Source organism: Streptomonospora mangrovi, assembly GCF_027604915.1.
GTDB lineage: Bacteria > Actinomycetota > Actinomycetes > Streptosporangiales > Streptosporangiaceae > Streptomonospora > Streptomonospora mangrovi.
This window is the reverse complement of the sequence record NZ_JAJAQC010000003.1, coordinates 67,910-88,100: the sequence shown is the minus strand read 5'-3', so window position 1 is coordinate 88,100 and position 20,191 is coordinate 67,910. Positions and strand designations below refer to the sequence as shown.

Sequence of the window (20,191 nt, the reverse complement as noted above, 5' to 3'; positions counted from 1 at the left end):
CGGGCGGGCGGTGCCGCGCACCGCCCGCGTCCCGGCCGCTCAGCCCTCGGCGGAGTCCGGTGCGCCGGTGGCCTCGGCGCGCAGCCGCGCGAGGGCGGCCTCCAGGCGGCGCAGGGTGCGCTCGCGCCCCAGCACCTCCAGCGACTCAAACAGCGGCAGCCCCACCGTGCGACCGGTGACGGCCACCCGCACCGGCGCCTGCGCCTTGCCCAGCTTGAGCCCCAGCGCCGCGCCGGCGGCCTCGACCTCGGCCTTGACGGGCTCGGCCGCCCACGCCAGTGACGGGTCGGCCAGCCGCTCCAGGGCGGCCTCCAGCATCGGCACGGCGGTGTCGGGCTTCATGGCCTTGGCCCAGCTCCTGTCGTCCTCGGCGGGCTCGTCCAGGAACAGGAAGTCGACGTTGGGCACGATCTCGCCGAGCACGGCCACCCGGCTCTGCGCCAGCGGCGCCACGGCGCGCAGCGCGGACTCGTCGTAGTTCGCGGCCGGCCAGGGCGCGGACTCCCCGGTCAGCCAGGGGCGGCAGCGCTCCACGAACGCGTCGGTGTCCAGCGCCCGGATGTACTCGCCGTTGAAGGCGCGCAGCTTCTTCTCGTCGAAGAAGGCGCTGGAGCTGTTGACGTCCTCCAGCCGGAACAGCGGGACCATGTCCGCGAACGGCATGATCTCGCGGTCCTCGCCCGGCCCCCACCCCAGCAGCATGAGGTAGTTCACCATGGCCTCGGCCAGAAAGCCCTCGTCCTGGTAGGACTCCAGGGCGACCTTGTCGCGGCGCTTGGACAGCTTCTGCCGCTTCTCGTTGACGATCACCGGGAGGTGCGCCCACACCGGCGCGGGGCGGCCCAGCGCCTCCCACAGCAACTGCTGCTTGGGCGCGTTGGACAGGTGCTCCTCGCCGCGCACGACCGTGTTGACGCCCATCTCGACGTCGTCGACCACGTTGGCCAGCACGAACAGCGGCGAGCCGTCGGCGCGGGCGATCACGAAGTCCTCGATGGCGCTGTGCTCGAACTCCACCCGGCCCCGGATCCGGTCGTCGACCACGGTGGGCCCGCCCTCGGGCACGCGGAACCGCAGCGCCCGCCCCGGGCCGGGCTCCAGCCCGCGGTCGCGGCAGAAGCCGTCGTAGCCCAGGTGGGGGTTGCCGCGCCGCTCCTGCACCTGCTCGCGCGTGCAGTCGCAGTAGTAGGCCCGGCCGTCCTTGTAGAGCCGCTCGGCGGTCTCGCGGTGCTTGCCGGCGTAGGCCGACTGGAAGTACGGCCCCTCGAAGTGCGGGTCGTCGGCGCTGATCCCCAGCCACGCCAGCGCGCGGATGATTCCCTCGGTCCACTCCGGCCGGTTGCGCGCGGCGTCGGTGTCCTCGATGCGCAGCACGAACCTGCCGTCGGCCTGCTGGAGGGCCAGTGCCCAGTTGAAGAGCGCGGACCGCGCGCCGCCGACGTGGAACATGCCAGTGGGAGACGGCGCGAAGCGCACGCGGATCGGAGTCTCAGTCACACGCCCAAGCCTATCGGCGCACGCCGGGGGCCGGTCCCGGCCCGCGCGGGGGCGGTCGACGGGGCCGGCCGGCGGCGGGCGGCGGGCTCAGTCGCGGGGCACGACGCGGTTGGTCAGGGAGCCGACCTTCTCGACGGTCACGGTGATCTCCTGACCCGTGGTGACCGGGCCGACCCCGGCGGGGGTGCCGGTGAGCAGGACGTCGCCGGGCAGCAGGGTCATGAACGAGGTGACGTAGGAGATCACGGCGGGGATGTCGTGGATGAACTGCGAGGTGCGGCCGTCCTGGCGGACCTCGCCGTCGACCGTGGTGGTGAGGCGGAGGTCGCCGGCCTCCTCCAGCGACAGCCCGGTCTCGATCCAGGGGCCGATCGGGCAGAAGGAGTCGAAGCCCTTGGCGCGGGTCCACTGCTTGTCGGTCTGCTGGAGGTCGCGGGCGGTGACGTCGTTGGCCACCGTGTAGCCGAAGATGACGTCCTTGGCGCGCTCGCGCGGGACCTCGCGGCAGGGCCGGGAGATCACGATCGCCAGTTCGCCCTCGAAGTCCACGCGCTGGGAGACCGGCGGGTAGAAGACGGGGTCGCCGGGTCCGGCCACCGAGGTGGAGGGCTTGAGGAACACCACGGGTTCGTCGGTGCTCGCGCCGGTGATGCCGCTCATCTCGGCGACGTGGTCGGCGTAGTTCTTGCCGATGCACACCACCTTGCTGGGCAGCACGGGCGAGAGCAGCCGGACGTCCTCGACCTTGGCGCGTTCGCCGGTCAACTGGAAGTCGCCCATCAGGGGGTGCCCGCTGATCCGGGAGACGTAGTCCTGGCCGCTGTCCTGGTCGGTGTCGACCAGACCGTAGCCGACCTCGTCGTTGACGGAGAATCTCGCGATGCGCACGTCTACAGCCTGCCTGTTCCTCGCCGGTGGTGCTCCGCCGACCAGCGTACCGAGCCGGGGGCGGGGCCGGTGGCTCCGCCCCTGCTCCCGGGGCCTCCCGGCCGCGCGACCCGGCCGACCCGGCGGCCCGGATCGGGACAGCCCGTGACGGCACGCATGTTTCGGACACACTGGAAGGTGCACCGGATGCTTTCCGTTTCTGCGATGCTGTGGGCGTTCCGGATCATCGCCGACCCGCCGCCCGCACCGCCGGCGGGGGCGGCGCGCACCGCAGAGAGGCCGCCGGCTTGTCGCACCCGTCCCCCGCCGCCGCCCGCGCCCGCCGCGCCCGGCGGCGGCGCACCTATGTCCTGGAGCTGGTACTGGGGCTCGCCGTGATCGCGGCGGGCACCGGGCTGCTGGTCCTGGACCGGCAGGCGCCCGACCTCACCGCGGGCGCCGGCGGCGCCACCGCGAGCGCCGCTCCCGAGGACGGCGCGGCCGGCGGCGGGCAGGACGCGGATTCGGCCGGCACCGCCGCGCCGGGGTCCGGCGCCTCCGGCGACGGCGCCAACGGCCGCTCGGGCGGCGACCCCGATCGGCCCGACGCCGCCGGGCGCGGCGGCGGCGCCGAGGCTGCCGAGGAGGACCGGCCCGGCTCCGAGGGCGGCCGGGACGGCGGCGGGGACGGGGACGGCGACGCCGACCTCCCGGCGCTGCTGCGCTCGGTGGAGGATGAGGTGACCTCCGGCAGCGGGGAGCTGGAGGTGGTCCCCGGCGAGAGCGAGACCGCCGGCGAGGGCCCGCTCAAGCGCTACATCGTGGAGGTCGAGCAGGGCCTGCCCGGCGACCCGGCGGACTTCGCCGCCGCCGTGGAGCAGATCCTGGCCGACGAGCGAAGCTGGCGCGGGCGGGACGCGATGTCGGTGCGGCGCGTGGACTCCGGGCCGGTGGACTTCCGGGTCGCCCTGGCCGCGCCCGAGACCGTGGACGCCATGTGCGCGCCGCTCCAGACGCTGGGCCGGGTGTCCTGCACCACCGGCGGGCGGGCGATCATCAACCAGAACCGGTGGGTGTCGGGGGTCGAGCACTTCGACGGCGACCTGGAGACCTACCGGGTCTACGTCATCAACCACGAGGTCGGCCATGCGCTGGGCCACGGCCACGTGAACTGCCCCGCCCCCGGCGAGCCCGCGCCGGTGATGCAGCAGCAGACCTTCGGCCTCCAGGGCTGCGAGCCCAACGGGTGGGTGCACCCCTGACCGGTCGGCGGGCCGGGGCGCCGGCGCGGTGCGCGCCGGCGCCCGAGGCGCCCCGCCGGATCAGTCCCGGGGGTAGCCCTGCCGCAGCAGGCCGTAGGTGATGGCCTGCTCCAGCGCGGTCCAGGACGCCTCGATGACGTTCTCGCCCACGCCCACCGTGGTCCACTCCCCCTTGCCGTCGCTGAAGGTCACCAGGATGCGGGTGACCGCGGCGGTGCCCGAGGCGCCCTCCAGGATGCGGACCTTGTAGTCGGTCAACTCCAGCCCGCCCAGCGCGGTGTAGACGCCCTCCATGGCCGAGCGCAGCGCCCGGTCCAGCGCGTTGACCGGGCCGTTGCCCTCGGCGGTGGCGATCACCCGCTCGCCCTTGACGTGCAGCTTCACCGTGGCCTCGCTGACGGCCGACTCCGCGGAGCTGCCCACCGCGCGGCGCTCGGCGATCACCCGCCAGGACTCGGTGTCGAAGTAGCGCACCGGCCGGCCCAGCTCCTCGCGCAGCAGCAGCTCCAGCGACGCGTCGGCGGCCTCGAAGCTGTAGCCGGCCAGCTCCATGCTCTTGACCCGCTCGACCGCGCGGCCGGCCAGCTCGCGGTCGCCGGACAGGTCCAGGCCCAGCTCCTTGGCCTTCAGCTCGATCGAGGCGCGCCCGGCCATGTCCGACACCAGCATGCGCATGTCGTTGCCGACCAGCACCGGGTCCAGGTGCTGGTAGAGGTCGGGGTCGACCTTGATCGCCGAGGCGTGCAGGCCGGCCTTGTGCGCGAACGCCGACACCCCCACGTAGGGCTGGTGGGTGTTGGGCGCGATGTTGACGATCTCGGCGATGGCCTGCGACACCCGCGTCATCTGGCTCAGGCAGCCCTCGGGCAGCACGTCGCGGCCCTGCTTGATCGCCAGCGCCCCCACCACAGAGAAGAGGTTGGCGTTGCCCACCCGCTCGCCGTAGCCGTTGGCGGTGCACTGCACGTGCGTGGCGCCGGCGTCCACGGCCGCCAGGGTGTTGGCCACCGCGCAGCCGGAGTCGTCCTGGGCGTGGACGCCCAGCCGCGCGCCGGTGGCCGCGCGGACCTCGGCCACCACGCGGGAGACGTCGGCGGGCAGCATGCCGCCGTTGGTGTCGCACAGCACGACCACGTCGGCGCCGGCCCCGGCGGCGGCGCGCACCACGCTCAGCGCGTAGGCGGGGTCGTGGTGGTAGCCGTCGAAGAAGTGCTCGCAGTCGAGGAACACCCGCCGGCCGCTCGCGCGCAGGAAGGCGACGGTGTCGGCGACCATCGCGAGGTTCTCCTCGCCGGTGGTGCGCAGCGCCCGCTCCACGTGCCGGATGTCGCTCTTGGCCACCAGGGTGACCACCGGGGCGCCGGAGTCGCGCAGCGCCAGCACCTGGGGGTCGTCCTCGGCGCGCACGCCCGCGCGGCGGGTGGAACCGAAGGCCGACAGTTGCGCGTGGCGCAACTCCAGTTCGGCGGCGGCGCGCTGGAAGAACTCGGTGTCCTTGGGGTTCGCCCCCGGCCAGCCGCCCTCGATGAACGCCACCCCGAAGTCGTCCAGCAGTCGGGCGATGGCCAGCTTGTCGGCGACGGTGAGGTTGACGCCCTCGCGCTGGGCGCCGTCGCGCAGTGTGGTGTCGAAGACGTGGAAACTGTCGTCAGGCATGGGTGGGAACTCCCGCGGATGATTGTGCTCTCGTGGTGCCGGCCCCGGCCAACAAAAAAGACCCCTCGTGGACACGAGAGGTCAGCGCGCCGGCGGGGTCCGGTTCAGCCGGCGCGCCTCACGATAATGATCACCTGAGACGGCACGCTGCCCAGTCTGCCACACGAGGGCGCCGCGGGCGGGGCCGCGCGGGCGGAAGTCTCACCCACTGAGACAGGAGCGGGCGCGCCGGGGTGCCCCGGGCGCGCCCGCCGCCGGTTTCGGCCGGGTGTCAGCCGAAGGTGCGCACCCAGCCGTGGGTGTCGGGGCGGGTGCCGTACTGGAGCGCCACCAGCTCCTCGCGCAGTCCCATGGTGACGGGGCCGGGGCCGCCGTCGCCCATGGTGAACTCCCCGGTGCGGCTCTTGACGCGGCCCACGGGGGTGATGACGGCGGCGGTGCCGCACGCGAAGACCTCGGTCAGCTCGCCGGCCTCGGCGGCGCGGCGCCACTCGTCGGTGGACAGCCGGCCCTCCTCGATGGCGAACCCCAGCTCGGGCGCGAGGGTGAGCAGGGAGTCGCGGGTGATGCCGGGCAGCAGGGTGCCGGTGAGGGCGGGGGTGAGCAGGCGGGCGTCGTCGCCGGAGCCGAAGACGAAGAACAGGTTCATGCCGCCCATCTCCTCGACCCAGCGGTGCTCGACGGCGTCGAGCCACACCACCTGGTCGCAGCCCTGGTCGACGGCCTGCGCCTGGGCGAGGAAGCTGGCGGCGTAGTTGCCGGCGAACTTGGCCTCGCCGGTGCCCCCGGGCGCGGCCCGGGTGTAGTCCTCGCTCAGCCACACGGTGACGGGCGTGATGCCGCCGGAGAAGTAGGGGCCCGACGGAGAGGCGATGAGGACGAACCGGTAGCTGCGCGAGGGGTTGTTGACGCCCAGGCCGACGTCGGTGGCGAACATGAACGGCCGCAGGTAGAGGCTGCTGTTGGGCTGGGTGGGGATCCACTGGGCGTCGGCGGCCAGCAGGGTCTCGATCGCCCCCAGGAACAGCTCCTCGGGGAGTTCGGGCATCGCCATGCGGCGCGCGCTGCGGTTGAACCGCGCGGCGTTGGCCTCGGGCCGGAAGCAGGCGACCTCGCCACCGGGGTGGCGGTAGGCCTTCAGCCCCTCGAAGATCTCCTGGGCGTAGTGCAGGGCAGCCGTGGCGGGGTCGAGGGTGAGGGGGCCGTAGGGCTCCAGGCGGGCGTCGTACCAGCCCTTGCCCTCCTCATAGGCGATGGTGACCATGTGGTCGGTAAACACGTTGCCGAACCCGGGGTTGTCCAGCAACTGCGCGCGCTCCTGCGGGGTCCTCCGCTGGGCCGAGAGCTGGACGTCGAACGTCAACCCGCTTGTGGTGGTGCCGTTGTTCATGGGTCAGGTCCTCTCCGTACATCGGGCCGGCAGCGCCGACCCGGCTTCCAGTGTGACGGAAACAACGCACCCGCGGCCATACCGCCGCACACACCCCGCTCGGGGCGGCGCGGGGCCGCCCGGCGGGGTGCGCGCAGCGCGGCGGGCGCGCCGTGAATCGGCACGCCCGCCGCATCGGTGAATCCGTGTGTCCGCCTCAGCCGCGCCGATTGCGACCAGCAGGGCTGAGGCGCCGGGAAGGCGGGTCAGCCCTGCCCGGCTACTCGCTCGGCGATGGCGTCGCCGATCTGCGCGGTGGAGCGCTCGGCGGCGCCGTCCTTTGCGCGGGCCAGCAGGTCCTCGGCCACGGCGCGCTCGACGGCGCGCGCGGCGCCCTCCAGTCCGAGGTGGTCGAGCATGATCGCCGCGGACAGGATGGTGGCCGTGGGATCGGCCTTGCCCTGCCCGGCGATGTCGGGGGCCGATCCGTGGACCGGCTCGAACATGCTGGGGAAGTCGTTCTCGGGGTTGATGTTGCCGCTGGCGGCCAGCCCGATGCCGCCGGCGACCGCCGCGCCGAGGTCGGTGATGATGTCGCCGAACAGGTTGTCGGTGACCACGACGTCGAAGCGCTGCGGCTGGGACACGAAGAACATGGTGGCGGCGTCGACGTGCAGGTAGTCGACGGAGACGTCGGGGTACTCCGCGCCGACCTCGCGCACGACGCGCTGCCACAGCTCGCCCGCGAAGCTGAGCACGTTGTCCTTGTGCACCAGGGTGAGGCGGCGGCGCGGGCGGCGCTGGGCCGCGGCGAAGGCGTAGCGCACCACGCGCTCCACGCCGAAGCGGGTGTTGACGCTGTCCTGGGTGGCGATCTCGTGCGGGGTGCCCTTGCGGACCACCCCGCCCATGCCGGCGTAGGGCCCCTCGGTGCCCTCGCGCACCACGAGCATGTCGATGTCCTCGGGCGCGACGTCGGCGAGGGGGGTGGTGACGCCGGGGTAGAGGCGGACCGGGCGCAGGTTGACGTAGTGGGAGAACGCGAAGCGCAGCCGCAGCAGCAGGCCGCGCTCCAGCACCCCGCTGGGCACGCTGGGGTCGCCCACCGCGCCGAGGAAGATCGCCTCGTGCCCGCGCAGCTCCGCCTCGACGGAGTCGGGCAGGGTCTCGCCGGTGGCGTGCCACCGGCGGGCGCCCAGCTCATAGGAGGTGGTGTCGAAGGCGAGGTCGTGCTCCGGGGCGGCGGCGGAGAGGACCTTGAGGCCCTCGGCCACCACCTCGGGGCCGATCCCGTCACCGGGGATGACGGCCAACTTCACGGTGCGCGCAGCCATTACCAGCCCAGCCTCTAATCTGCTCGTCTCGTCGGGGTTCCCGGTGCGGTCTCGGCATCGGATCAGGCCGCGCGGGGATCCGCGCGGCCTGGGTCGTCTCAGATGGTGAGACCTGGGGAAACGGTCAGTGAGACAAGACTAGCGTCCCGCCGGGCCGCCGTTGTCGCGGCGGTCGAGCGCGACCTGGACGGCCTCGGTGGCCTCGTCGGCGGTGTCGGGAGCGGTGGTGGTGTCGTACACGGTGTCCTCCTCGCCTCGCGGGCATGCGCGCAGCAGCGGCCCCGCCGCGGCGGCGGACGCGGGTGCGGCGGGTCGCGCCGCGCGGGCGTCCGGAGCGGGGGCGGTCCGGTGGTTGCGCTGGATGGAACGGCGGCGTGGGGCCCGGTGGGGCGTCGGCGGGCCGCGCGGTGGGCGCGGCGGCGCCGGCACGCGGGCGGACAGAGCACGCGCCGGTCCCGGCGAGTGGTGGTGCCGGGAGGTCCGGCCGCGAGGTATGGGGCGGGCCGGGCCGTGCGGGCGGCGGTGGCGATCCGTGACCGGTGTGGACCGGTGCGGTCACCGCGCGCCCAACTCCTAGGACTCCAGACTATCGGACGTCCGAGTATCCGGCCAGTGTCCGGCGGGGCGGACTCGCGCCCGGCGCGGGCCGGGGGGAAACGCGCCGGGGCCGCCCGCGCGGTGCGGGCGGCCCCGGGGTGCCGCGGGTGCCGGGCGGCCGCACCGCGCCGGGCCGGCGGCCCGGGCGGAGGACCGACCGGCCGATCGGCTAGTCGAGGTCGACCTGGCGGGAGCGCTCCGCGCGGATCTCGGTGGCGATGGACTCCAGCGTGGCCTCGGGGATGGCGGAGTCGACGGTCAGCGTGATCAGCGCGGTGCCGCCGGCGGCGTCGCGGCTGACCTGCATGCCCGCGATGTTGATCCCGGCCTCGCCCAGCAGCGCGCCGACCGTGCCGACGATCCCGGGGCGGTCGTCGTAGGACAGGAACGCCATGTGGGCGCTGATCGGGATCTCCATGCTGTAGCCGTTGATCTCGACCAGCTTCTCGGCCTGGCGGGGGCCGGTCAGCGTGCCCGAGACCGACACCCGCTGGCCGTCGGGCATCAGGCCGCGCACGGTGATCAGGTTGCGCCAGTCGGAGTGGTCGTCGCTGGTGACCAGGTTGACCTCGACGCCGCGCTCCTTGGCCAGCAGCGGGGCGTTGACGAAGGTCACGGCCTCCTCGACCACGTCGCCGAACACGCCCTTGAGCGCGGCCAGCTCGATGACCTTGACGTCGTGGGCGGCGATCTCGCCGCGGACCTCGATGTCGATGCGGTCGGCCACCCCGCGCGCCAGCGCGGTGAAGATGCGGCCCAGCTTCTCGGTGAGGGGCAGGCCGGGCTTGACGTCCTCGGCGACCGCGCCGCCCTGGACGTTGACCGCGTCGGGGACGAACTCCCCCGACAGCGCGAGCTTGACCGAGCGCGCCACCTGGGTGCCGGCCTTCTCCTGGGCCTCGGCGGTGCTGGCGCCCAGGTGCGGGGCCACGACCACGTTCTCGAACTCGAACAGCGGGCTGTCGGTGCAGGGCTCCTTGGCCCAGACGTCGATGCCCGCGCCGCCGACCCGGCCCTCCTTGAGCGCGCGGTAGAGCGCGGCCTCGTCGAGGATGCCGCCGCGCGCGGCGTTGATGATGCGCACGTGCGGGCGGACCTTGGCCAGCGCCTCGTCGCCGATGAGCCCGACGGTGTCCTTGTTCTTGGGCAGGTGGATAGTGATGAAGTCGCTGCGCTCCAGCAGTTCGTCCAGCGGCACCATCTCGACCCCGATCTGCGCGGCGCGGGCCGGCTGCACGAACGGGTCGTAGGCGATGATGTGGGTGCCGAAGGCCGAGAGCCGCTGGGCCACCAGGGCGCCGATGCGGCCCAGGCCGACGATCCCGACGGTCTTGTCGTAGATCTCGACGCCGGTGTACTTGGACCGCTTCCACTCGCCGTTGATGAGGGCGTTGTGCGCGGGCGCGGTGTTGCGCGCCGAGGCCAGCAGCAGGTTGATGGCCTGCTCGGCGGCGCTGACGATGTTGGAGGTCGGGGCGTTGACCACCAGGACGCCGGCCTTGGTGGCCGCCTCGACGTCGACGTTGTCCAGGCCCACGCCGGCCCGGGCCACCACCTTCAGCCGCGGCGCGGCGGCCAGCGCCTCGGCGTCGACCCGCGTGGCGCTGCGCACGATCAGCGCGTCGACGTCGGCCAGGGCCGGCAGCAGCTCGGCGCGGTCGGCGCCGTTGCAGTGGCGGACCTCGAAGTCGCCCTCCAGCAGGGCGAGACCGGCGGGGGAGAGTTCTTCCGCGACGAGAACGGAGGGCTTAGGCACAGCTTGTTCCTTTGACGGGTTGCGGCGTGGCCGCGCGTTCGCGGCTGGTCCTTGTCCACACGCGTGGGCGCGTTCGGCTGAGTAGGGGTTGTGACGGCCACGAAAAGTCTAGTGCGCCGGTGGGGATCACACGCGGAAAGGGTGCACCTGACCCGCGCGCGGACCGCCCCGCGCACCGCGGCGCCGCCCCAGGGGTCCGGGCGGTCCGGGGCGGGACCACCACGAGCCCGGCGGGCGGGGCGGGGCGCCCCCGCCCCCCCCCCCCCCCGGGGCCCCCGCGGCGCCGCCCGTGGGGCCGGGGGGGGGGGGGGGGGCCCCCCCCCGCCCCGGGGGGGGGGGGGGGCCCCCCCCGCCCCGCCCGCCGCGCGGGGCACTCAGCCCTGCAACCAGCTCATCAGCGGGCGCAGCTCGGCGCCCACCTTCTCGATGGGCTCGTTCTGCTCGGCCTCGCGGCGCTTGAGGAAGTTGGGCCGGCCGGCGTCGAACTCGGCCACCAGCTCGCGCGCGTAGGAGCCGTCCTGGATCTCGGCGAGCACGCGGCGCATCTCCTCGCGGGTCTGCTCGGTGACGATGCGCGGGCCGCGGGTGTAGCCGCCGTACTCGGCGTTGTCGGAGACCGACCAGTTCATCTTGGAGATGCCGCCCTCGTACATGAGGTCGACGATCAGCTTGACCTCGTGCAGGCACTCGAAGTAGGCGACCTCGGGCTGGTAGCCGGCCTCGGTGAGGGTGGAGAACCCGGCCTTGATCAGCTCGGCCAGGCCGCCGCACAGCACGGTCTGCTCGCCGAACAGGTCGGTCTCGGTCTCCTCCTTGAAGGTGGTCTTCAGCGCGCCCGCGCGGGTGCCGCCGATGCCCTTGGCGTAGGACAGCGCCAGCTCCCAGGCCGACCCGGAGGCGTCCTGCTCCACGGCGACCAGGACCGGCACGCCGCGGCCCTCCTCGAACTGGCGGCGCACCAGGTGGCCCGGGCCCTTGGGGGCGACCATGGCGACGTCGACGTTGGCCGGCGGGCTCACCAGGTCGTAGCGGATGCTGAACCCGTGGCCGAAGAACAGCGCGTCGCCGTCCTTGAGGTGGGGGGCGATCTCGTTGGCGTAGAGGTCGCGGTGGATGTGGTCGGGCACCAGCACCATGATCAGGTCGGCCTCCTGAGCGGCCTCGGCGGGGGTGACCACCCGCAGGCCCTCCTCCTCGGCCTTGGCGCGGCTGGCCGAGCCCTCGGCGAGGCCGACGCGCACGTCCACGCCGGAGTCCCGCAGCGACAGCGCGTGCGCGTGCCCCTGGCTGCCGTAACCGATCACGGCGACCTTGCGCCTCTGGATGACGCTCAGGTCGGCGGCGTCGTCGTAGTACATCTCTGCTGCCACTTCGGCTTGCTCCTTGTGTGTGGTTGGCGTGTGCGGTCGGTGCCGCCGCGCCGGGGGGCGGCGCGCGGCCGGGAGGCGGCACCGGGGTGTGCGGGTCGCGCCCGGCGGCCGGGCCTCATGGGCGCCGGCCGTGCCGGGCGGGGCTCACGCGCTGCGCTCTACCGCGCGCAGTGAGCGGTCGGTGATCGACCTGGGGCCGCGGCCCAGGGCGACGAGGCCGGACTTCACCAGTTCCTTGATGCCGAACGGTTCGAGGTTGCGCACCAGCGCGTCGAGCTTCTCGGGCCGGCCGGTGGCCTCGACGACCACCACGTCGGGCCCGACGTCGACGATGTTGGCGCGGAACAGCTCGGCCGTCTGGATGACGGCGGCCCGGTTGCCGGAGTCGGCCTTGACCTTGGCCAGCAGGAGTTCCCTGCGGACCGCGGCGTCGTTGTCCATCTCGACGATCTTGATGACGTTCACGAGCTTGTTGAGCTGCTTGGTCACCTGCTCCAAGGGGTGGCGGTCGCAGTTGACCACGATCGTCATGCGGGACAGGCCCTCGTACTCGGTGGTGCTGACGCTGAGCGAGTTGATGTTGAACCCGCGCCGCGAGAACAGCGCCGATGTGCGGGCGAGGATACCGGGGGTGTCTTCCACGAGGACCGACAGGGTGTGCTGGGTCATGGGGATTCTCGCTCTTCCGCTCAGTCCTCGTCGTCCCAGTCGGGCGCCATGTCGCGCGCGTACTGGATGTTGTCGTTGCTGATCCCGGGGCCGACCATGGGCCAGACCATCGCGTCGGGGTGGACGGTGAAGTCGACCACGACCGGCGCGTCGTCGACCGCCATGGCCTTCTCGACGGTGGCGTCGATGTCCTCGGGGCGCTCGCAGCGCAGCCCGACACAACCGTACGCCTCGGCCAGGCGGACGAAGTCGGGGATGCGCACCCTGGCGTCGCGCGGTGCGGTCTGGAGGTCGGTGTTGGAGTAGCGGCCCTCGTAGAACAGGGTCTGCCACTGGCGGACCATGCCGAGGTTGCCGTTGTTGATGACGGCGACCTTGATGGGGATGCCCTCGATGGCGCAGGTGGCGAGTTCCTGGTTGGTCATCTGGAAGCAGCCGTCGCCGTCGATGGACCACACGGTGCGCTCGGGGGCGCCGACCTTGGCGCCCAGGGCGGCGGGCACCGAGAAGCCCATGGTGCCCAGGCCGCCGGAGTTGATGAAGGAGCCCGGCTTCTGGTGGCCGATGAACTGGGCGGCCCACATCTGGTGCTGGCCGACGCCGGCGACGTAGTGGGCGTCGGGGCCGACGATCTCGCCCAGGCGCCGGATGACGTGCTGGGGCGAGAGGGAGCCGTCGTCGGGGTCCTCGTAGCCCAGCGGGTAGACCTCGCGCAGCCGGTCGAGCTGGGCCCACCAGGCGGCGTAGTCGCCCTGGCGCCCGGCGGCCTGGTCGTTGCGGACGGCCACGACGAGGTCGGCGATGACCTCGCGGCAGTCGCCGACGATGGGGACGTCGGCGTGCCGGTTCTTGGAGATCTCGGCGGGGTCGATGTCGGCGTGGACGATGCTGGCGCCGGGGGCGAAGCTGTCGAGCTTGCCGGTGACCCGGTCGTCGAAGCGCGCGCCCAGGGCCACGATCAGGTCGGCCTTTTGCAGCGCGCCCACGGCGGCGACGCTGCCGTGCATGCCGGGCATGCCCAGGTGCTGGGGGTGGCTGTCGGGGAAGACGCCGCGGGCCATCAGGGTGGTGACCACGGGCAGGCCGGTCAGCTCGGCCAGGACCCGCAGCTCCTGGGCGGCGCCGGCGCGCAGCACGCCGCCGCCGACGTAGAGGACGGGGCGGCGGGACTCCGCGATCATCCGGGCGGCCTCGCGGACCTGCTTGCCGTGGGGCTTGGTGACCGGGCGGTAGCCGGGCAGGTCCAGGCGCTGGGGCCACGCGAAGTCGACGGAGGTCTGGAGGGCGTCCTTGGCGATGTCGACGAGGACGGGTCCGGGGCGGCCGGAGGAGGCGATGTGGAACGCCTCGGCGATGGTCCGCGGGATGTCCTCGGCGCGCTTGACGAGGTAGTTGTGCTTGGTGATGGGCATCGTGATGCCGCAGATGTCGGCTTCCTGGAAGCCGTCGGTGCCGATGAGGGGGGTGGCGACCTGGCCGGTGATGGCGACCAGGGGCACCGAGTCCATGTGGGCGTCGGCGATGGGGGTCACGAGGTTGGTGGCGCCGGGGCCGCTGGTGGCCATGCAGACGCCGGGGCGCCCGGTGGCGTAGGCGTAGCCTTCGGCCGCGTGGCCCGCGCCCTGCTCGTGCCGCATGAGGATGTGGCGCACGTTCACCGAGTCGTAGAGGGGGTCGTAGGCGGGCAGGATCGCCCCGCCGGGGATCCCGAACACCACGTCGACACCGGCATGCTCCAGTGACCTGATGAGCGATTGGGCTCCGGTCATCTGCTCGGTCATCACAAGATCCTTCGGAGGGCTCGTCGTCGGGTGTGCCTGGCAACGCTGCTTGGCAACAAAAAACCCCCCACCGCGGGTGCGGTTGGAGGGAGCGCGCAGCACGGTGGCTTGGTCAGCTGGCTGCGCGCCGACCAAGTACGAGAATGAGGAAGTTGCTCTGCACGGAAACCACCATGGCCGAGCCGCGTGCGGCCCGTCAACCGAAACGGCGGTTTGTCTCATATTCTGAGACGAAAAGTTCAGAATGCGATGGCGACCCAGGTCACAGCGGCACGGTTGGCACGGCCGAAACACGGCGGCCACAGCGGGAAACCCGCAGGTGACAGCGCGTGCGGGGCCGTGCGCGGGCGCCGCGGGGCGGCGGGGGCGGGGATTCGGCCGGGCCGGAACGGGTTTGGGGGCGCGCCGCCGCGCGCGGGCACGTCGAGCCGCGCCGGCGGGCGGGCGCCCCCGGCGTGCCGCGGCGCCCGCTACAGCGGGATCCCGAGTTCGCCCCCCACCAGCGCCTCGACGCCCGCGGCGACCATCGGCCTGGCCACCAGGAAGCCCTGGCCGTAGCCGCAGCCCATGGAGCGCAACTGCTCCAACTGCGCGCTGTGCTCGATGCCCTCGGCCACCACCTGCACCCCCAGGTCCTGGCCGAGCCGGATGATGGTGTGGGTCAGCAGGGTCACGGTGCCGTCGGTGCCCAGGTCGCGGATGAACGACGGGTCCACCTTGATGGTGTCCACCCGCAGCTCCCGCAGGTGCGCCAGCGAGGCGTAGCCCATGCCGAAGTCGTCGATGGCCAGCCGCACGCCCAGCCGCCGAAGCTGGGCCAGCCGCTCCACGGCCTCGCCCTGGTCCTCCAGCAGGACCTCCTCGTCGACCTCCATGGTCAGCACCTCGGCGGGCAGCCCGCTGTCGGCGAGCACGCCCGCCACGGTCTCCACGAACCGGGGCGCCAGGATCTGCTTGACCGACAGGTTCACCGACAGCGCGATGTCCCAGTCCGAGGCCCGCCACAGCGCGACCTTCTCGCACGCCTCGCGCAGGATCCACTCCCCCAGCGGGATGATCAGCCCGGACTCCTCGGCGGCGCCGATGAACCCCTCGGGCATCACCCGGGTGTCGCCGTGCTGCCAGCGCACCAGCGCCTCGACGGCGGTGACCTGCGAACTCTGGAGGTCGACCACCGGCTGGTACTCCAGCAGGAACTCGCCGTTGGCCAGGGCCTGGCGCAGTTGGGTCTGCAACTCCAGGCGGCCCACCACCATGGCGTGCATGTGGGCGGCGTAGATTTCCATCCGCCCGCCGCCGCCGGACTCCTTGGCCCGGGCCATGGCCATGTCGGCGTTGCGCAGCAGTTCGCCGGCGTCCATGCCCTGCTCGGCGAAGGCCACGCCCACGCTGGCCGACAGCACGACCTCGCGGTCGGCCACCTGGAAGGGCTCGGCGCTGATGACGCGGGCCAGCCGCTCGGCGAGGTCCACGATCCGCTGGGCCTGCGCGCTGTCCTCGATGAGCACGGCGAACTCGTCGCTGCCCCAGCGGGCCAGGGTGACCCCGGAGTCGGTGGTGGCGCGCAGCCGCCGCCCCGCCTGGGCCAGCAGGTAGTCGCCGAAGGTGTGCCCGGCGGAGTCGTTGACGGCGGTGAAGCCGTCGAGGTCGAGGAAGATCGCGGCGACCTCGGCGGTGGCACCGGAGTCGACCAGCCGCTGGCGGCGCGCCAGCACCTCGCGGGCGCGCTCCTCCAGGTAGGCGCGGTTGGGCAGGCCGGTGATGCCGTCGTGGAAGGTCAGGTGGTTGACCTGGTCCTCCAGCGCCACCTGGGCGCTGATGTCGCGGGTGGTGACCAGCAGGCGGTCGGGCTCGCCGGGCTGCTCGTACAGCGAGGCGGTGGACTCGGTGTGGCGCCAGGTGCCGTCGCCGGCGCGCACCCGCACCCGCAGGTGGATGCCCTCGCTGCCGCCGCGGGTGAACGCCGACACCGCCGCGCTCACCCGGGGGAGGTCCTCGGGGTGCACGATCGCGGTGACGGGTTCGCTGATCAGGTCGTCCAGCCGGTAGCCGAACGCCTCGGCCGCGCCGGGGCTCACATAGAAGACGCGGCCGTCGAAGTCGAGGATGAGGATGACGTCGCCGCTGTTGCGGGCGAGTTCGTGGAAGTGCTGCTCACGGGTGTGCACCATGCGCGAGAGCGTGGCGTTCTCCTCCAGCAGGCCGCTGACGCGCACCAGCAGCACGATCACCGCCGACCCTGCCGCCAGCGGCAGCACCGGGGCCACGCCCTCCACCCGCAGCCCGCCGATGGTCAGCACCACCGCCGCCACGAACAGCGCGCCGCAGGCGGCGATCTCGGGAGCGAAGCGGTACAGGCCGCGCCCGGTGATGCGGCGCGGGCGCGCGCCGGCGCGGTCGCGGATCAGCCACGGCAGGCTGGCCAGCAGCGCGAAGCCCAGCAGCCGCACCGGGTACTCGATGCCGCCGGCCGGGAGCACGCCGGTGAGGCGGGTGACCGCGCCGATGAGGTCGGCGCCGCAGATGATGACGAACGCGCCGATGGCCAGCAGCACCGCGCGGCGGGTGCTGTGCGGCGAGGTGAACACCAGGGGCGCCAGCAGGCACAGCACCGCGATGTCGGCCACCGGGTAGACCAGGGCGAACGCCAGGAACTCCGCGCCCTCGCCGAGTTCGCTGTAGAGCGGCGCGAACAGCAGCAGCCACACCACCGAGAACAGCGCGGCGGCGCCCACGTAGCTGTCGGTGACGTGGCGGATCCCCGGGCGCACCCCGCTGGGCAGGGGCGCGAAGCGGGTGAACCCGAGCACGAACAGCGGCAGGGCCACCAGCGAGAACAGGTCGCCGAAGGTGAGGGACACCGCGGCGTTGGTGCTGAGCAGGCCGGTGACGGCGTAGACGAACGCGCCCGCGCTCCAGGCCGCCGCCGCCAGCCCCAGGAAGCGCAGCGCGGCGGCGCCGTCGGCGCCCTCGGCGTTGGCCTCGCTGTCGGCGGTGGTGGCGGCACGGCGGCGCGCGGCGTAGAGCAGGGAGGCGGCCGCCACGGCGGCGGCGACGGCCGGCGGCCAGGATCCCAGCCACGCGGTGAGCGAGCCGGCGCGGAAGTCGACCAGCGTCCCCAGCGCGTAGACCACCGCGAAGGCGACGACGCCCCCGAGCCAGATGCGGGAATCGACCTTCATCGCCATCCTCCGGGACGCGGGTGGGCCGGGCGGGCGGCGCGTACCGCCGCGGCGACCGTGATCATCGATGGTTGGGCGCGACCGCTCCGGTGTCGGCCGGAGTTGCGGCACCCGCCTCCTTCCGGGTGTGTGCCCGGCGGGGCCCGGTGCGGTTCTCAGCGCGCCGGGTCCGCACCGAGGGCGGTGCTGGGTGGGCCGGCCGGTGCCGGTCGGCCGGGCGCCGCGGCGCGGGCGGGTCGGCGGCACGGGCCGCCGGCGCGGGTGCCGCTGGTGCGGCGGGTGCGCGGCGCCGGTCCGGGCGGCGGGCTTTCGGCGGCCGTCCGGGGGCCGGCCGTGGTGGGTGCGGGCGTGGCGGTCATCGGGCGGCTCCTCCTCCCGCGCGGCGGGCGCGACGGTCTGATCCGGCTCCGGCGCGGACCGCTTCGGCGGGGTCCAGCGTCCGGGGCACCGGGAGGCGCGTGCTGGTGGTCGGCTGCCGGGGCTCGGGGCCGCCGGCCGGTCCCCGGGTTCGGCGCCGCAGGGGCGGCGGCGTCCGAACCGCGGCGTGGCCGCCGATTCTTATACGCATGTCACCGGTTCCGCGTGATCAAGGCTAGTCAGCCAATGTCACGCGGAGATAGAGATGCAGCAGAGACACGGCGACGAAGTGGTCACCCTCCGTGCCCCGCGCCGGGTCCGCCCACCTGACCAGGTGGTTCGCCGCTGCCATGCTGCCCCCTCACTCCACCGGGCGGATCGCCGCTCGACTTGATCACGCTGCCGCGCCGCCGCGCCGCTCCCCTGCCGCGCCGCCCCTCCCCCGCCGCGCGCGGCCCGCCGGCCGGCCCCCGTGCCGGCGCGGCACCCCCGCCGCCCCCGTGCGGCGGGCGCGGGTGCGCCACGGCAAGTGTGGGCCACGCCCGCGCGCGGGCGTGGGAGGTCGGCGGGCGCGCCGGGCACGGCCGGGTGCGGCGGGTCGGCGACGGGGGCGGCGGCCGGGCGGTGCCGGTCGCCGCCCCGCCGCTGTTCTCGGACACGCGCGCGGCCGCCGACGGTGCGCCGGGCAGGCCGGCACCGCCCGGGACGCGGCCGCCGGCCAGCGCCCCGGAGGGTTTCGGCCGGGGGTGTTCGGCCCGGTCGGCGGGTTTCGGTCGGCTGCCGGCCCCGCCTGGGCGGCGGGGCGGCGCGGTCGCGCGGTGTGGTGCACCCATGGTGCCCGGACCCACCGACATTTCGGGGGCGGCCCCGGCGGCGGGCCGGACCCGCGCGGGGTCACTGGACGCCGAGGCGCTCCAGGATCAGCGCGCGGGCGCGGCCGGCGTCGGCCTGGCCCCGGGTGGCGCGCATGACGGCGCCCACCAGGGCGCCCGCCGCGGCGACCTTGCCGTTGCGGACCTTCTCGGCGGCGTCGGGGTCGCCGGCGATCGCCTCGTCCACGGCGGCGCCCAGCGCGGAGTCGTCGCTGACGACCTTCAGCCCCCGGGCCTCGACCACGGTGTCGGGGTCGCCCTCGCCGTTGAGCACGCCGTCGACCACCTGGCGGGCCAGCTTGTTGGTGAGCGCGCCCTCGGCGACCAGTGCGACCACGCGGGCCACCTGCTCAGGCGTGATGGGCAGGTCGGCCAGTTCGACCTCGGTCTCGGTGGCGCGGCGCGACAGCTCGTTGAGCCACCACTTGCGGGCGTCGGCCGGTGGCGCGCCGGCCTCGACGGTGGCGGCGACCAGCTCGATGGCGTCGGCGTTGACCAGGTCGCGCAGCTCCTCGTCGGACAGCGACCACTCGGCCTTGATGCGGGCGCGCTTGGCGGCGGGCAGCTCGGGCAGGGTGGCGCGCAGCTCCTCGACCCACTCGGCGCTGGGGGCGACCGGCACCAGGTCGGGGTCGGGGAAGTAGCGGTAGTCCTGCGCCTCCTCCTTGCTGCGGCCGGGCACCGAGGTGCCGGTGTTCTCCTGGAAGTGGCGGGTCTCCTGGACCACGCGCCCGCCGGAGTTCAAGACCCCGGCCTGCCGCTCGATCTCCGAGCGCACCGCGCGCTCCACCGACCGCAGGGAGTTGACGTTCTTGGTCTCGCTGCGAGTGCCCCACTCCGTTCCGCCGCGCGGCATCAGCGAGACGTTGACGTCGCAGCGCAGCGAGCCCTGCTCCATGCGGACGTCGGAGATGCCCAGGGAGCGCACCAGGTCGCGCAGCTCGGCGACGTAGGCGCGGGCGACCTGCGGGGCGAGTTCGCCGGTGTGCTCGATCGGCTTGGTGACGATCTCCAGCAGCGGGATGCCGGCCCGGTTGTAGTCGACGATGGAGTACTCGGCGCCGTGGATGCGGCCGGTGGCGCCGCCCATGTGGGCGGTCTTGCCGGTGTCCTCCTCCATGTGCACGCGCTCGATCTCGACCCGGAACTCGCGGGGGCCCTCAGGGGTGTCGACGGTGACGTCGAGGTAGCCGTCGCTGCACAGCGGTTCGTCGTACTGGGAGATCTGGTAGTTCTTCGGCATGTCGGGGTAGAAGTAGTTCTTCCGCGCGAAGCGGCACCACGACGCCACCGAGCAGTTCAGCGCCAGCCCCAGCCGGATCGCGCTCTCCACCGCCGCGCCGTTGACCACCGGCAGCGAGCCGGGCAGCGCCAGGCACACGGGGCAGACCTGGGTGTTGGGCGCGGCGCCGAACGCCGTGGCGCAGGAGCAGAACATCTTGGAGGCGGTGCCCAGCTCGACGTGCGTCTCCAGCCCGAGCACCGGTTCATAGGAGCGCATGGCGTCGTCGAAGGCCACGGGGGCCGGACCAACACCGCTCGTGGCAGGGCCATTCGTTACCGCGCCAACCATCGCCGCACAACCCGTTTCCGTATCCGAGGAGGACCGCCGGTGCGCCCCG

At 73.7% G+C, this 20,191-nt stretch carries 12 protein-coding genes; 1 reads left to right on the top strand and 11 read right to left on the bottom strand.

Annotation, left to right across the window (positions count from 1 at the left end):
- Positions 1-39: 39 nt before the first annotated feature.
- Positions 40-1,497 carry a glutamate--tRNA ligase gene (gene gltX, locus LG943_RS01890; protein ID WP_270070381.1) on the bottom strand — a complete coding sequence of 486 codons (1,458 nt, stop codon included), beginning with the start codon at positions 1,495-1,497 and terminating at the stop codon, positions 40-42.
- An 87-nt stretch (positions 1,498-1,584) separates the two neighbouring features.
- A complete protein-coding gene (locus tag LG943_RS01885) occupies positions 1,585-2,385 on the bottom strand; it encodes a fumarylacetoacetate hydrolase family protein (RefSeq protein WP_270070380.1) in 801 nt (266 codons plus the stop codon).
- A 287-nt stretch (positions 2,386-2,672) separates the two neighbouring features.
- Here LG943_RS01885 and LG943_RS01880 point away from each other — a divergent pair, with 287 nt between their 5' ends.
- Positions 2,673-3,626: a DUF3152 domain-containing protein gene (locus LG943_RS01880; RefSeq protein ID WP_270070379.1), complete on the top strand. Its 954-nt coding sequence runs from the start codon at positions 2,673-2,675 to the stop codon at positions 3,624-3,626.
- 60 nt (positions 3,627-3,686) lie between these two features.
- On the opposite strand, the gene cimA is transcribed toward LG943_RS01880, so the two are convergent.
- The 9 genes from cimA to gatB all read right to left on the bottom strand — a co-directional run bounded on the left by cimA (position 3,687) and on the right by gatB (position 20,142).
- A complete protein-coding gene (gene cimA / locus LG943_RS01875) occupies positions 3,687-5,282 on the bottom strand; it encodes a citramalate synthase (RefSeq protein WP_270070378.1) in 1,596 nt (531 codons plus the stop codon).
- Positions 5,283-5,553: 271 nt separating this feature from the next.
- A complete protein-coding gene (locus LG943_RS01870) occupies positions 5,554-6,672 on the bottom strand; it encodes a branched-chain amino acid aminotransferase (RefSeq protein WP_270070377.1) in 1,119 nt (372 codons plus the stop codon).
- A 245-nt stretch (positions 6,673-6,917) separates the two neighbouring features.
- Entirely contained in the window at positions 6,918-7,985 is a 1,068-nt protein-coding gene (locus LG943_RS01865; RefSeq protein WP_270070376.1) for a 3-isopropylmalate dehydrogenase, read from the bottom strand.
- Between the two features lie 766 nt (positions 7,986-8,751).
- Positions 8,752-10,338, bottom strand: coding sequence for a phosphoglycerate dehydrogenase (serA, locus tag LG943_RS01860; RefSeq protein ID WP_270070375.1), 1,587 nt, complete (start codon positions 10,336-10,338; stop codon positions 8,752-8,754).
- Positions 10,339-10,712: 374 nt separating this feature from the next.
- Entirely contained in the window at positions 10,713-11,708 is a 996-nt protein-coding gene (gene ilvC, locus LG943_RS01855) for a ketol-acid reductoisomerase (RefSeq protein ID WP_270070374.1), read from the bottom strand.
- A 144-nt stretch (positions 11,709-11,852) separates the two neighbouring features.
- Positions 11,853-12,377 carry an acetolactate synthase small subunit gene (ilvN, locus tag LG943_RS01850; RefSeq protein WP_270070373.1) on the bottom strand — a complete coding sequence of 175 codons (525 nt, stop codon included), beginning with the start codon at positions 12,375-12,377 and terminating at the stop codon, positions 11,853-11,855.
- 20 nt (positions 12,378-12,397) lie between these two features.
- Positions 12,398-14,380: an acetolactate synthase large subunit gene (locus LG943_RS01845; RefSeq protein WP_270070372.1), complete on the bottom strand. Its 1,983-nt coding sequence runs from the start codon at positions 14,378-14,380 to the stop codon at positions 12,398-12,400.
- A 248-nt stretch (positions 14,381-14,628) separates the two neighbouring features.
- A complete protein-coding gene (locus tag LG943_RS01840; RefSeq protein WP_408648531.1) occupies positions 14,629-17,340 on the bottom strand; it encodes a putative bifunctional diguanylate cyclase/phosphodiesterase in 2,712 nt (903 codons plus the stop codon).
- Positions 17,341-18,591: 1,251 nt separating this feature from the next.
- Positions 18,592-20,142, bottom strand: coding sequence for an Asp-tRNA(Asn)/Glu-tRNA(Gln) amidotransferase subunit GatB (gene gatB / locus LG943_RS01835; RefSeq protein ID WP_270070370.1), 1,551 nt, complete (start codon positions 20,140-20,142; stop codon positions 18,592-18,594).
- Positions 20,143-20,191 lie beyond the last annotated feature (49 nt).

Coding starts and splice junctions, on each gene's coding strand:
- cimA (WP_270070378.1), bottom strand. CDS start 5,282: ATGCCTGACGACAGTTTCCACGTCTTCGACACCACACTGCGCGACGGC.
- LG943_RS01870 (WP_270070377.1), bottom strand. CDS start 6,672: ATGAACAACGGCACCACCACAAGCGGGTTGACGTTCGACGTCCAGCTC.
- LG943_RS01865 (WP_270070376.1), bottom strand. CDS start 7,985: ATGGCTGCGCGCACCGTGAAGTTGGCCGTCATCCCCGGTGACGGGATC.
- ilvN (WP_270070373.1), bottom strand. CDS start 12,377: ATGACCCAGCACACCCTGTCGGTCCTCGTGGAAGACACCCCCGGTATC.
- LG943_RS01845 (WP_270070372.1), bottom strand. CDS start 14,380: ATGAGACAAACCGCCGTTTCGGTTGACGGGCCGCACGCGGCTCGGCCA.
- LG943_RS01840 (WP_408648531.1), bottom strand. CDS start 17,340: ATGAAGGTCGATTCCCGCATCTGGCTCGGGGGCGTCGTCGCCTTCGCG.
- gatB (WP_270070370.1), bottom strand. CDS start 20,142: ATGGTTGGCGCGGTAACGAATGGCCCTGCCACGAGCGGTGTTGGTCCG.